Here is a 13,673-nt window from a genome sequence, read left to right on the forward strand (position 1 = left end):
ACGAGATACGAGATACGAAGGTATAGAGTGCCTCTAAATTTGTTCTTCAGTATCCATAAATGAGAAAGGTTGACGAATATCGTCAACCTTTTTTGTTTTCATCTGTTGTAGAAGATCCCCAAGTCGCTCGTTCCTCGCTCTTGAGGATGACGACTTTTTAAAATCACGCTCTATATCATTAGTTGGTTAGATAAAATTGCGTGTTCCGCCATTCCCTAGACTGACGAAGGAAGGAGTAGGGATCTCTAACAAAGAGAGCGTATCCGTTATAGTACACCCATTCCTTGCGCTTCTAACATATCGACTAGATCGATCAGCGGTAAGCCGATCAAAGTATTTGGGTCTTTCCCTTCCATCTGTTTAAACAACGCGATGCCTAACCCTTCACACATAAAGCTACCTGCGCAGTAATAAGGCTGCTCTTTCTCAACATAACTCATGATCTGTTGCTTAGTTAAATCGCGGAAATGCACTACAAAGGTGTCGAGACGCGTGTCAGCTTCATTGGTTTCGTTGTTCCAAACCGAAAGCCCAGTATAAAAAGTAATGTTCTTGCCGCTTTGACGAGATAACTGCTCGATCGCTTTTTCTCGAGTGTGAGGCTTACCAATGATCTCTCCATCAATTACGCAAACCTGATCAGAACCAATGACTAAGCTAGGTTGCTCCACAACACAAGACTTAGCTTTGGTCTCAGCAAGGCGCATCACCAACTGTTGTGGTGTCTCTTCTGGAAGCGGCGTTTCATCGCAGTCTGGCTTGGCTGTAATGAAGCTTAACTGTAGTTTTTTGAGGATCTCTTGCCTAAATGGTGATGTAGAGGCTAAAACTAGTTGGTAATTTCTCATTTTAATTTACAATTCAAGGAAGCATTTATCTCAGGATAACGTAACTTGTCCTGCTATTCATAATGCTCTGAATAGGAAAGGCAGGAAAGTACATTTTTTTTGCCATTTCCTTTGACTAAACACGATTTGGAAGATAAGATTCGCGCCCTATGCAAAAGGAAAAAATACCGCGTACAGTTGATCCGGCAAGAACGGCTCAAAAACGACTCGATATGGATGGTATCATCCAGGTCAGTCTTTTGAAGCGTTTAACTGAAGCAACTGAAGGCGTAAAACGTGACGCGCAAGTCTCAATGTCATTTGGGCTTGATGAACAACGATTAGTCGTTATCTCTGGTAAAGCTAACGTCGAAGTCGATTTAGAGTGTCAACGTTGTAATGAGGTTTTCGCACATGAGTGCGATGTCCAATTTACTTATACTCCTGTTTACAGTGAGAAAAGTGAAGAGGAAGCACCGGAAGAGTACGATTTGGTAGATCTGAACGAGTACGGTGAGTTAGACCTGATTCAATTAGTTGAAGACGAGTTCATCCTTGGATTGCCACAAATAGCAATGCACGACGATGCGAAATGTAGCGTTAACTCAAATAACTTGGTGTTTGGTGAACTTCCTGAAGAAATTGAGGAAGACAAAAAGCCGAATCCATTTGATGTTTTAAAAAGCTTAAAGAAGTAATTGCTTCTTTAAGAATTTACATAGGAGTAGGGTCAATGGCCGTACAAAAGAGCAAGAAATCACGTTCAATGCGTGGCATGCGTCGTTCACACGATGCGCTAACTACAGCTGCACTTTCTGTAGACGCAACTTCAGGTGAAACTCACCTACGTCACAACGTGACTGCCGAAGGTTTCTACCGCGGCAAAAAGGTTATCAACAAGTAAGGTTGACCTTTGCAAAATCTAACCGTTGCGCTTGATGCAATGGGCGGGGACTTCGGTCCTCGTGTAACAGTGCCTGCCGCCGTGCAGGCACTGTCGTATTTCCCAGAGCTAAAAGTCATTCTAATAGGTGATCGAAACGCGATCACATCTCAATTATCTTCATTAGGTCGAATGCCTGATTCTCGTTTGAGTATCCAGCATTGTGATCGAGTCATTTCCAATTCTGAAAAACCTTCACTAGCCTTACGTAATAGTCAGGGTAGCTCTATGCGTGCCGCTATCGATCTGGTTGCCGAATCACAGGCTGATGCTTGTGTGAGTGGTGGTAACACTGGCGCATTGATGGCTTTATCCCGTTTCAGACTCAAGCTTCTTCCCGGTATTGATAGGCCTGCATTGGTTTCAGCTTTGCCTACTGCATCCGGAAATCGCACATGGATGCTTGATTTAGGGGCGAACGTTTCTAGTGACGCAGATTCACTGTTTCAGTTTGCTGTCATGGGCAGTGCATTAGCAGAACAACATTTAGGTCGCGCACCACGTGTCGCTATCTTGAATATCGGTGCAGAAGAAATTAAAGGCAATGACCTTGTAAAACGATGCGCTGAAATGTTGTCTAATACTCAGTCTGTGAACTTCATAGGCTATATTGAAGGTAATCAATTACTTCAAGATGCTGCTGATGTCGTCGTATGTGATGGTTTTGTGGGCAATGTTTGCTTAAAAACGTGCGAAGGTACGGCTCAGCTCTTTATTGATAAGCTAAAAACGCGCATGATGGCTTCAACAATAAAGGGTTGGATAGCCAGAATGCTGTTTTCTGAGCTATTTACTGAATTAAAAACCTTGAACCCCGACCAGTATAACGGCGCAAGTTTGTTAGGATTGCGCGGCATTGTCATTAAAAGTCATGGAAGTGCTGATGTGTCTGCAGTCGTCAACGCGATTGGTGAAGCAGTACACGAGGTCAAACGACAAGTCCCCAGCCGCATTAGCGATCGTTTGGAAGCGGTTTTACTCGAGAGGCATTATTAGTCTTCATGTATAGCAAAATTTTAGGTACTGGCAGCTACTTGCCATCTCAGGTGCGTACTAACGCAGACTTAGAGAAAATGGTAGAGACTAGCGATGAGTGGATCGTTGCTAGAACTGGTATTAAAGAGCGTCGTATTTCAGCGGAAAACGAAACCGTTGCTGATATGGCGTTTTACGCTGCTGAAAATGCCATTGAAATGGCAGGTATCGACAAAGAAGAGATTGATTTAATCATCGTTGCGACAACCAGCAGTAGCCACACATTCCCGTCTTCGGCATGTCAGGTACAAGGCAAGCTTGGTATCAAAGGCTGCCCTGCGTTTGATTTGGCTGCAGCGTGTTCTGGTTTTGTCTACGCACTGTCTGTTGCTGATCAACACATCAAGACTGGCATGTGTAAGAACGTTTTGGTAATTGGTGCTGATGCACTGTCAAAAACCTGTGATCCGACTGACCGCTCTACTATCATCCTATTTGGTGATGCAGCAGGCGCGGTGGTTGTAGGCGCAAGCGAAGAGCCAGGTATTTTGTCTACTCATATTTACTCTGATGGTAAATACGGTGAGCTTCTAAGCCTAGAAGTACCAGAGCGCGGCGGTGATGCAGACAAATGGCTGCACATGGCGGGCAACGAAGTATTTAAAGTGGCGGTAACTCAGCTTTCTAAGCTAGTTAAAGACACCTTAGCGGCGAACAATATGGATAAGTCAGAGCTTGATTGGTTAGTTCCACACCAAGCGAACTACCGTATTATCTCGGCAACCGCTAAAAAGCTGACGATGTCGCTTGATCAAGTAGTGATTACTCTTGATAAGCACGGCAACACGTCAGCAGCTACCGTACCAACGGCCCTAGATGAGGCTGTTCGCGACGGGCGAATTAAACGTGGTCAAACGCTTCTACTTGAAGCATTTGGCGGCGGCTTCACTTGGGGTTCTGCGTTAGTTAAATTCTAACCCTAAGCGATAATCAACAAACAAGGCACATAACTTATGTGCCTTATTCAATTTTTTGCTTTGCTTAAAGGAAAATTACAATGAGCAAATTTGCTATCGTATTCCCAGGCCAAGGCTCTCAAGCTATCGGTATGCTTGCTGACCTAGGCGAACAGTATGATGTTGTTAAAAAGACATTTGCTGAAGCTTCAGAAGCACTTGGTTACGATCTATGGGCATTGGTTCAAGATGGTCCTGTAGAAAATCTAAATGAAACTTTTCGCACTCAACCGGCTCTATTAACAGCGTCTGTTGCAATTTGGCGTGTATGGCAAGAGCTTGGCCTAGAGCAACCTGTAAATCTAGCAGGTCACAGCCTAGGTGAATATTCTGCTCTTGTATGTGCCGGCGTTATCGACTTTAAAGAAGCGATCAAGCTGGTTGAACTACGTGGTCAACTGATGCAAGAAGCGGTTCCTGCAGGTGTTGGTGCAATGTACGCAATCATCGGTCTAGACGATGAAGCGATTGCTAAAGCGTGTGAAGAAGCTGCGCAAGACGAAGTTGTGTCTCCAGTTAACTTTAACTCTCCTGGCCAAGTTGTTATCGCGGGTAACAAAGCTGCAGTAGAGCGTGCTGGTGCACTTTGTAAAGAAGCGGGCGCTAAGCGTGCACTTCCGTTACCTGTTTCTGTGCCGTCTCACTGTGCACTGATGAAGCCAGCAGCAGATAAGCTAGCAGTGGCTCTAGAAGCTCTAGAGTTCAACACGCCAGCATTGCCTGTTATCAATAACGTTGATGTTATTGCTGAAACAGACCCTGCAAAAATTAAAGACGCACTTGTTCGTCAGCTATACAGCCCAGTTCGTTGGACTGAAGGTGTACAAGCGATGAATGAGCAAGGCGTTGAGAAGCTACTTGAATTAGGCCCTGGTAAAGTTCTTACTGGTCTAACAAAACGAATCGTAAAAACTATGACAGCTGCTGCAGTTAATGATACTGCATCACTAGAAGCTGCTAAGTAAATAACCACTTAATAGAGAAGTTATGATGAATTTAGAAGGCAAAGTTGCACTAGTTACAGGCGCAAGCCGTGGCATCGGTCGTGCAATCGCTGAACTTTTAGTTGAGCGTGGTGCTAAAGTTATCGGTACTGCGACATCTGAAGGCGGCGCAGCTGCAATCAGCGAGTACCTTGGTGAGAACGGTAAAGGTCTTGCTCTTAATGTAACGGATACTGACTCAATTGCTGCTACACTGAAAACCATCAACGATGAATTCGGTGCGATTGACATTCTAGTTAACAACGCAGGTATCACTCGTGATAACCTACTGATGCGTATGAAAGACGACGAATGGAATGACATCATCGATACTAACCTAACTCCTATCTTCCGCATGTCTAAAGCTGTATTGCGTGGCATGATGAAGAAGCGTCAAGGTCGTATAGTAAACGTTGGTTCTGTAGTAGGTACAATGGGTAACGCTGGTCAAGCTAACTACGCAGCTGCAAAAGCAGGCGTAATTGGTTTTACTAAATCAATGGCTCGTGAAGTTGCGTCTCGTGGCGTTACAGTGAACACTGTAGCTCCTGGTTTCATCGAAACTGACATGACTAAAGCGCTAAATGATGACCAACGTGCAGCAACTTTGGCGAATGTACCAGCAGGTCGACTAGGTGACCCTCGCGAAATCGCTGAAGCTGTGGTATTTTTGGCGTCACCTGCGGCAGCTTATATCACAGGTGAAACACTTCACGTCAATGGCGGTATGTACATGGTGTAAATTATGTGCAACATTTGTGCATGATTTAAGTCAAGATCATACGTAATTTCGGTTAAAATCGTGAAAATTGTGGTTTGACCAGAAAAGTTGACCTTGCAACTTTCAATAGATTGAATAAACTACGGAAAACATCGCATAAAGCGAACTCTGTAAAGGAAAAGAAAAAATGAGCAACCTCGAAGAACGCGTAAAGAAAATCATTGTTGAACAGCTAGGTGTAGACGAAGCTGAAGTTAAAAACGAAGCTTCTTTCGTTGATGACCTAGGTGCAGATTCTCTAGACACAGTAGAGCTAGTAATGGCTCTAGAAGAAGAATTCGACACTGAAATCCCAGATGAAGAAGCTGAGAAAATTACTACTGTTCAAGCAGCTATCGATTACGTAACTAGCGCTCAGTAATAATCTCTCCCAGGCGGTCACCTCGACCGCCTGTGTTTTATCTAACTCATCTATCCTCATCTTAAATCACCTCAATCCCCGGAGTGTAAAATCGTGTCCAAGCGTCGTGTAGTTGTCACTGGCATGGGTATGTTGTCACCGGTAGGCAACACTGTAGAATCTTCTTGGAAAGCCCTGCTAGCTGGTCAAAGTGGTATCGTTAATATCGATCATTTTGATGCAACCAATTTCTCAACTCGTTTTGCAGGTCTAGTTAAAGACTTTAACTGCGAAGAGTATATGACTAAAAAAGATGCTCGTAAGATGGACTTGTTCATCCAGTACGGCGTCGCAGCAGGTATTCAAGCTTTAGATGATTCAGCCCTAACTATTACTGAAGAAAACGCTCCACGTGTGGGTGTTGCTATCGGTTCTGGTATTGGTGGTCTTGGTTTGATCGAAGCCGGTCACCAAGCTCTAACTGAAAAAGGCCCTCGTAAGATCAGCCCGTTCTTCGTACCGTCGACGATCGTGAATATGATTGCTGGTCACATGTCTATCATGCGTGGCCTACGCGGTCCAAACATCGCGATTTCTACTGCATGTACGACTGGCCTACATAACATTGGTCACGCGGCTCGTATGATTGCATACGGCGATGCAGACGCAATGCTAGCGGGTGGTGCTGAAAAAGCATCAACTCCACTAGGTATGGGCGGTTTTGGTGCGGCTAAAGCACTTTCTACTCGTAACGATGAGCCTCAAAAAGCTTCTCGTCCATGGGACAAAGGCCGTGATGGCTTCGTTCTTGGCGACGGTGCAGGCATGATGGTTCTTGAAGAGTACGAACATGCGAAAGCTCGTGGCGCTAAGATTTACTGTGAGCTAGTTGGCTTCGGTATGTCGGGTGACGCTTACCACATGACATCTCCAAGTGAAGATGGCTCTGGTGGCGCACTAGCAATGGAAGCGGCTATGCGTGATGCTGGCATTACTGGTGAACAAATCGGTTATGTAAACGCACACGGTACTTCGACTCCTGCAGGTGACGTAGCGGAAGTTAAGGGCATCAAGCGTGCTCTTGGCGAAGCAGGCAGCAAGCAAGTATTGGTTTCTTCTACGAAATCAATGACAGGCCACCTTCTAGGTGCTGCTGGTTCTGCTGAAGCTATTATCACGGCAATGTCTCTGGTTGACCAAATTGTTCCACCAACAATCAACCTAGATGATCCTGAAGAAGGCTTAGATATTGACTTAGTACCTCACACTGCGCGTGAAGTTAGCAACATGGAATATGCTGCATGTAACTCATTCGGTTTCGGTGGTACAAACGGCTGTTTGATCTTCAAAAAGATTTAATCATCTTATTAAAGACGTAAACACTCGTAGATAGTCACAATTAGACTTGTTTTTAAACGGCTTGATGCTTTAGCATTGAGCCGTTTCTTTTTATGGGGAAAAACATGTTTTGGGTTGATGGAGAAAGCCAGCAAACTATCGATATTTTGGATCGCTCGTTTCAGTACGGAGACGGCTGTTTTACGACAATGCTCGTGAGTGATGGTGAGATACAACATCTTCACGATCATCAGCACCGTGTCGACGAGTGCCTTAAAGCGCTACGCATTTCTGCTCTTGATTGGGATGTTGTTAGTCTTTGGCTCGATACTGCGCTTCAACACATCCAACATAACGCTCTTCATGGCACAAAGAGCCTTGATGGTTCAAAGAAGCTCCATAACGCCAACAAGCCTCATAATCAAAAAGCAGGGATCAAGCTGCACGTTAGTCGTGGAGCGGGTGGGCGTGGCTACAGTACCAAGAATATCGCCAAGCCGACAATCACCATCAGTACCTTTGATTACCCAAGCCATTATTCAGCGTGGCAAGACTCCGGTGTTGAACTCGGTATCTGCCATCAAGCGCTAGGTTTGAGCCCACTACTGGCTGGCCATAAGCACAATAATCGCCTTGAGCAGATTTTGATGAAAGATGAAATGGATCAAGCTAATGAAGTGGATGGTGTGGTTCTTGATATATCGGGCAATGTGATTGAAACCACCATGGCCAATCTGTTCTGGCGCAAAGGTCAGTCGATATACACACCTCAACTCACTCAAAGTGGTGTCGCGGGGGTTATGCGTAAGCAAGTGTTAACCGCGCTGAATCAGGCTGAACTTTCCGTTACAATTAGTGACTACTGCTTATCTCAACTCATGCAAGCTGATGAGGTTTTCATGACAAACTCCATTTTAGGGGTTGCCCCAGTTACCCGTATTAGTGATACCCAATTTAACATTGGAACCGTTACTCGTAGCCTTCAAGGACAACTAAACTCGTGATCAAAAAGTTATTTATTTTTATTATCTTGTGCTTAATTGCAGCCGGTGCTGCTGGTTTTTATGTTTACAACCAAGCGCAAGATAACCTGAAACAAGTTATTCAATTAGAAAAACCACAAGTCGTGACTGTTGCTTCAGGTAGCAGCTTTAACCGCGTTCTAGCCCAGTTGATTAACGAGGGGCTGTTTGAGGCTTCTCCTTACGAGAAATTAATCCGTAAGTTACATCCTGAGCTTGTAGACGTAAAAGCGGGTACTTTCCTGCTTGAACCGGGTTTAACCTTAGAGCAAGCGCTACAGGTGCTTGTAGAAGGGAAAGAACACCAGTTTACTATTACCTTTGTTGAAGGCAGTCGTTTTGACGAATGGCTTGTTCAGCTAAAAGACAACGAATTCATTCAACAGACATTGGATGGCGTTTCTGAAAAAGAGATCGCTGAAAAGTTGGGTATTGAAAACGAAAAGCTAGAAGGTCTCTTCTTAGCAGAAACGTATCACTACACCTACGGCACCACTGATTTAGATTTGTTGAAGCGCGCGCATCGAGACCTAATGAGCGTGGTGAATGAAGAGTGGGAAAATCGAGCGGATAAGCTGCCTCTTAAATCGCCATACGAAGCGTTAATTCTTGCATCTATCATTGAGAAAGAGACCGCTGTTGCGTCAGAACGTGAGCGTGTTTCTTCTGTGTTTGTTAACCGTCTAAACAAGCGTATGCGTTTGCAAACTGACCCAACGGTTATCTATGGCATGGGTGACAGCTACGATGGCAACATCCGTAAGAAAGACTTACGCACGCCAACGCCTTACAACACCTATACAATGAGTGGCTTGCCACCGACACCTATCGCTATGGCAGGCAAAGCGTCTATCAACGCGGCGTTGAATCCAGAGAAGAGCAACTACTTGTATTTCGTTGCGAGTGGAACAGGTGGGCACGTATTTTCAAAGAGTTTGACTGAGCATAACCGTGCAGTGCGAGCTTACTTAAAGCAATTAAGAAAAAACAGATAAAGAAATAATTATGAATCAGTCGAAATTTATCGTGGTTGAAGGCCTTGAAGGCGCTGGCAAAAGCACAGCAATCAATGCCATCGTTGAGACATTAAAAGCATCGGGTGTTGAAGATATTGTTAATACTCGCGAGCCGGGTGGTACTGTCTTAGCTGAAAAGATGCGTTCATTGGTTAAAGAAGAGCACGAAGGCGAGAAGCTTCAAGACATGACTGAATTGCTGTTGATGTATGCAGCACGTGTTCAATTAGTCGAGAACGTCATCAAGCCGGCACTCGCCAATGGTCAATGGGTATTGGGTGATCGTCATGATATGTCTTCACAGGCATACCAAGGTGGTGGTCGCCAGATCGCGCGCACGACTATGGAATCACTGAAAGCAACCACGCTAGGCGGCTTTAAACCCGATCTAACGCTATATTTGGACCTAGACCCTAGAGTAGGGCTAGAGCGTGCTAGAGGCCGTGGTGAGCTTGATAGAATTGAAAAGATGGACATCTCATTTTTCGACCGCACGCGTGAGCGCTATCTAGAAATTGCAGAACAAGATGATTCTGTACTTGTGATTAACGCGCAGCAAGAAATTGAGCAAGTAGCCGCTGATATTAAAGTCGCGCTAACTGCTTGGCTCGACAAACAGTAGGTAGTCATGGCTGAAGTGTATTCTTGGCTCACACCGGTATGGAGTGAGTGGAAAAAAAGTCTCGATGCGGAGCGTTTTCCTAACTCTGTGATTGTTAATGCACCGGAAGGGCTCGGCGTTGATGCTTTGATTAGCCAACTTACCGACGCATTGATGTGCACGAACTATGAAAGCGAGTCGTGCGGGTTTTGCCACAGCTGTGAGTTAATGAAGTCGGGCAGTCATCCTGATTTTCATGTGATCTCACCCGAGAAAGAAGGTAAGTCGATCACGGTTGATCAAGTGCGTGCCAGTAACCGCTGGGCTCAAGAGTCTTCTCAGTTAGGTGGTTTGCGCGTTATTTTGCTTAACCCTGCTGAAGCAATGAACGAATCGGCTTCCAACGCACTATTGAAAACTCTGGAAGAGCCATCAAGCAAGTGCATCTTCATTCTGTCTACTCGTAACAGTAATCGCTTAATGCCGACTATTATTAGCCGTTGTCAGCAATTCAATGTGGTTAGTCCGCAGTTAGAGACAGCATCAGCGTGGTTAGATGGTGAAGTGGGCAAAGCGGTACCGCAGTATATTTTAGCACTCAATGACAACGCGCCTTTAAAAGCAAAAGCGATGTTTGAGCAAGGTGGCGTTGAAGCTTCAACAAAAGCGCTCGATGGCTTTGTGAATGTGATAAAAGGCACTCAACCTGACATGCTAAAGTTCTCTACAGAGCTTAGCAAAGACCCTTTGATTCAACTTGGCTGGCTTTGGCATCTATTGTCAGATGTACAGAAGCTGCATTTTGGTTTGGCGAATCAGGCTTTCACTCCGAGTGCGAAAGCACTGTGTGAGGCGATGTCTTATCAAAGTGCTTATGCAGCATCGAATAAACTGCTGACATTGATTGAGCAGTTAAAGCAACACCCTGGGCTCAATACGGAGCTACTCATAATGAATTGGCTGATAGCCACTTGCGAGGAAACATGTTCGTAGATTCCCACTGTCATTTAGACAAACTGGATTACCAAGATTTACACACCAGCGTAGAAGATGTGGTTAACAAGGCGAAGGCTGCTAACGTAGACCAATTGCTTTCTGTCGGTGTGACACTCGATTCGTTTGAAAATATGCTCGAGATGATCTCGCCGTTTGATAACGTTAAAGCCTCTTGTGGCGTTCACCCTCTCGATGTTGAAAGTGATTTCAGCCTAGAGACAATGCGTGAATACGCGAGCAACCCTAAGGTTGTGGCGATTGGAGAGACAGGTTTAGATTATCACTACCAACCAGAGACGGCGGAGCTGCAACAGCTACGATTTAAGCAGCATGTTGAGTTAGCCGTTGAGCTGAATAAACCTTTGATCATTCACACTCGTAACGCACGTGAAGACACATTAGCTATTTTACGTGATGGCGGAGCTGAGAAGTGTGGTGGTGTGATTCACTGCTTTACCGAAGATCAAGCGTTCGCTGAAGCAGCAATGGAACTAGGTTTCTATATCTCAATTTCAGGCATTGTGACCTTTAAGCAGGCTACAGAACTTAAAGAAGTTGTTAAGAACCTACCGCTAGACAGGTTGCTGATCGAGACAGATTCTCCATATTTGGCGCCCATTCCATATCGTGGGAAGCAGAATCAGCCTGCATATGTCGTCGAAGTGGCGGCCTACATTGGGCAATTAAAAGGTGTGTCGATGAAAGAGGTTGCCGAACAAACGACCAAAAATTACCAAAAACTTTTTTTGCGATAAAAATCTAAGTAAACAAATAAAAGGGAGCGAAAGCTCCCTTTTTGTGTTTTTGATCACTAAAAATACGTTTTTTTTTAATGTTTACGAATTATGTTGAACTTGAGAGCGCTAATTATAACATTTGTAATTTTGTTACTAAAAATAACATTCGCTCCTATTTTATTTACTCAGTAAAATAATAGGACTATTGAAAAATACTTATATATTTCAATTGATTAAATGCTTGTAAAGGATTGCATTTCTAGATTTGACATGTGATCCAAGACGTGTTTTGAAACTAAATTTCGTAAGTGACTAGAAAGTTAGTTCCCCATCAATATATATTTAGCGGCAGAAAATATAATGCAATACATGGTTACATTTTCGCAGGGTGCTAACATATAGGCTACGGGGGTGTGCCGTTAGAACCCAATATAATTATTTTATCTTTATCAGGAGCATAAACATGTTTAAGAACCTTTTTGCTAGCCTGCAGAAAGTTGGTAAGTCTCTGATGCTTCCAGTATCAGTTTTACCAGTTGCGGGTATTTTGCTAGGTGTCGGTGCAGCAGATCTTCCTTTCATTCCAGAAATCGTTTCAAACTTAATGGAACAAGCTGGTGGTTCAGTATTCGGTCAAATGGCACTACTGTTCGCAGTAGGTGTTGCACTTGGCTTTACTAACAACGATGGTGTAGCGGGTCTAGCTGCTATCGTTGGTTACGGCATCATGACTGCTACACTTGGCGTAATGGCTGGTGTAATGGGCGTTGATAAAATCGATACTGGTGTACTAGGTGGTATCCTAGTCGGTGGTGTTGCTGCTTGGGCATTCAACCGTTTCTTCCGTATTCAACTACCAGAGTACCTTGGCTTCTTCGCTGGTAAGCGTGCTGTGCCAATCATCACAGGTTTCTCTGCGATTGGTCTAGCAATCCTACTATCTGTAGTATGGCCACCAGTTGGCGGCGCTATCTCTGCGTTCTCTGATTGGGCTGCTCACCAAAACCCACAAGTGGCGTTTGGTATCTACGGTATCGTTGAGCGTTCTCTAATTCCATTTGGTCTTCACCACGTTTGGAACGTACCTTTCTTCTTTGAAGCTGGTACTTGTGTAAACGCTGCTGGCGAAACTCAAAACGGTGTTCTTACTTGTTACTTAGTTGCTGATGACGCATCTCGTGCAGCGGGCAATGGCTTCGGTCAGCTAGCTGGTGGTTACATGTTCAAGATGTTCGGTCTACCTGCTGCTGCAATCGCGATTGCACACTCAGCTAAGCCTGAAAACCGCGCTAAAGTAATGGGCATCATGGCTTCTGCTGCGTTGACTTCATTCCTAACGGGTATCACTGAACCAATCGAATTCTCTTTCCTATTCGTTGCTCCAGTACTGTACGCAATCCACGCTCTACTAGCTGGTTCTGCATACGTTCTTGCGAACACTCTAGGTTTTGTACACGGTACATCTTTCTCACACGGTCTAATCGACTTCCTAGTTCTATCTGGCAACGCGTCTAAGATGGGCCTAATGGTTGTATGTGGTATTGCTTACGCTGCAATTTACTACATCGTATTCCGCACTGTGATTAAAGCTCTAGACCTTAAAACTCCAGGCCGTGAAGACGAGACTGAAGAAGAGTCAGTTGCGACTGGTTCTGAACTTGCTGGTGAGCTAGTTGCTGCATTCGGTGGTAAAGCGAACATCACTGGTCTTGACGCTTGTATTACTCGTCTACGTGTTGCAGTAGCTGATACAGCTCTTGTTGACCAAGACAAGCTGAAGAAACTAGGCGCTGCAGGTGTTGTAGTAGTAGCGGGTGGCGTACAAGCTATCTTCGGTACTAAGTCTGACAACCTTAAGACAGACATGGATGAGTGGATCCGTAACAACGGTTAATTCTCTGATTCAATAAATTGAAAGGAGGCCGAAAGGCCTCCTTTTTTGTTTTCTGCTCTATGAAAGATCTATTGTGCTTAATCTCCATTAACTCAGATACTTATCATTCAACTCGATCAGTTGATGGTTGCTCTTAAATTTTTCGTGTCTTTTATCTTTTACCCAGCGATGACACCTTTTGCTGAGATTCCAGTAGACTTCCGT

At 44.6% G+C, this 13,673-nt stretch carries 15 protein-coding genes; 14 read left to right on the forward strand and 1 reads right to left on the reverse strand.

The genetic code is table 11. From position 1 onward, the window contains the following. Nucleotides 1-266: 266 nt before the first annotated feature. Nucleotides 267-848 carry a nucleoside triphosphate pyrophosphatase gene (locus AB4482_RS07700; RefSeq protein ID WP_372132059.1) on the reverse strand — a complete coding sequence of 194 codons (582 nt, stop codon included), beginning with the start codon at nucleotides 846-848 and terminating at the stop codon, nucleotides 267-269. A gap of 149 nt (nucleotides 849-997) precedes the next feature. On the opposite strand from AB4482_RS07700, the gene yceD reads away from it, so the two are divergent. The 14 genes from yceD (at nucleotide 998) to ptsG (ending at nucleotide 13,469) form a co-directional block, all read left to right on the forward strand. Then, a complete protein-coding gene (gene yceD / locus AB4482_RS07705; RefSeq protein WP_017062153.1) occupies nucleotides 998-1,525 on the forward strand; it encodes a 23S rRNA accumulation protein YceD in 528 nt (175 codons plus the stop codon). Nucleotides 1,526-1,560: 35 nt separating this feature from the next. Beyond that, nucleotides 1,561-1,731: a 50S ribosomal protein L32 gene (rpmF, locus tag AB4482_RS07710; protein WP_004737376.1), complete on the forward strand. Its 171-nt coding sequence runs from the start codon at nucleotides 1,561-1,563 to the stop codon at nucleotides 1,729-1,731. Between the two features lie 9 nt (nucleotides 1,732-1,740). Further along, nucleotides 1,741-2,766 carry a phosphate acyltransferase PlsX gene (gene plsX, locus AB4482_RS07715; RefSeq protein WP_017062152.1) on the forward strand — a complete coding sequence of 342 codons (1,026 nt, stop codon included), beginning with the start codon at nucleotides 1,741-1,743 and terminating at the stop codon, nucleotides 2,764-2,766. 5 nt (nucleotides 2,767-2,771) lie between these two features. After that, a complete protein-coding gene (locus AB4482_RS07720) occupies nucleotides 2,772-3,722 on the forward strand; it encodes a beta-ketoacyl-ACP synthase III (protein ID WP_017054985.1) in 951 nt (316 codons plus the stop codon). Nucleotides 3,723-3,802: 80 nt separating this feature from the next. After that, nucleotides 3,803-4,726 carry an ACP S-malonyltransferase gene (fabD, locus tag AB4482_RS07725; protein WP_017063479.1) on the forward strand — a complete coding sequence of 308 codons (924 nt, stop codon included), beginning with the start codon at nucleotides 3,803-3,805 and terminating at the stop codon, nucleotides 4,724-4,726. Between the two features lie 25 nt (nucleotides 4,727-4,751). Further along, nucleotides 4,752-5,486 carry a 3-oxoacyl-ACP reductase FabG gene (fabG, locus tag AB4482_RS07730; RefSeq protein WP_029235138.1) on the forward strand — a complete coding sequence of 245 codons (735 nt, stop codon included), beginning with the start codon at nucleotides 4,752-4,754 and terminating at the stop codon, nucleotides 5,484-5,486. Nucleotides 5,487-5,652: 166 nt separating this feature from the next. Further along, entirely contained in the window at nucleotides 5,653-5,886 is a 234-nt protein-coding gene (gene acpP, locus AB4482_RS07735) for an acyl carrier protein (protein ID WP_004737381.1), read from the forward strand. 93 nt (nucleotides 5,887-5,979) lie between these two features. After that, nucleotides 5,980-7,224: a beta-ketoacyl-ACP synthase II gene (fabF, locus tag AB4482_RS07740; RefSeq protein ID WP_010437291.1), complete on the forward strand. Its 1,245-nt coding sequence runs from the start codon at nucleotides 5,980-5,982 to the stop codon at nucleotides 7,222-7,224. Nucleotides 7,225-7,328: 104 nt separating this feature from the next. Further along, the gene (gene pabC / locus AB4482_RS07745; RefSeq protein ID WP_065583975.1) at nucleotides 7,329-8,207 is read left to right on the forward strand and encodes an aminodeoxychorismate lyase; all 879 of its coding nucleotides are present in this window, start codon (nucleotides 7,329-7,331) and stop codon (nucleotides 8,205-8,207) included. Then, nucleotides 8,204-9,220 carry an endolytic transglycosylase MltG gene (gene mltG, locus AB4482_RS07750; protein WP_017062149.1) on the forward strand — a complete coding sequence of 339 codons (1,017 nt, stop codon included), beginning with the start codon at nucleotides 8,204-8,206 and terminating at the stop codon, nucleotides 9,218-9,220. Before pabC ends, mltG begins: the two co-directional genes overlap by 4 nt. Nucleotides 9,221-9,230: 10 nt before the next feature. After that, on the forward strand, nucleotides 9,231-9,863 hold the full coding sequence (gene tmk / locus AB4482_RS07755) for a dTMP kinase (protein WP_017062148.1): 633 nt from the start codon (nucleotides 9,231-9,233) through the stop codon (nucleotides 9,861-9,863). A 6-nt stretch (nucleotides 9,864-9,869) separates the two neighbouring features. Next, nucleotides 9,870-10,835, forward strand: a complete 966-nt coding sequence (locus AB4482_RS07760; protein WP_017062147.1) for a DNA polymerase III subunit delta' — start codon at nucleotides 9,870-9,872, stop codon at nucleotides 10,833-10,835. Further along, nucleotides 10,826-11,593 (forward strand): TatD family hydrolase, encoded by a 768-nt coding sequence (locus AB4482_RS07765; RefSeq protein WP_017067206.1) that lies wholly within the window; start codon nucleotides 10,826-10,828, stop codon nucleotides 11,591-11,593. Before AB4482_RS07760 ends, AB4482_RS07765 begins: the two co-directional genes overlap by 10 nt. A 445-nt stretch (nucleotides 11,594-12,038) precedes the next feature. Then, nucleotides 12,039-13,469 (forward strand): PTS glucose transporter subunit IIBC, encoded by a 1,431-nt coding sequence (ptsG, locus tag AB4482_RS07770; protein ID WP_017062145.1) that lies wholly within the window; start codon nucleotides 12,039-12,041, stop codon nucleotides 13,467-13,469. Nucleotides 13,470-13,673: the final 204 nt, after the last annotated feature.

Origin of the sequence: Vibrio sp. 10N.222.55.C7 (assembly GCF_041473335.1) — a bacterium.
Taxonomy (GTDB): Bacteria; Pseudomonadota; Gammaproteobacteria; order Enterobacterales; family Vibrionaceae; genus Vibrio; species Vibrio crassostreae_C.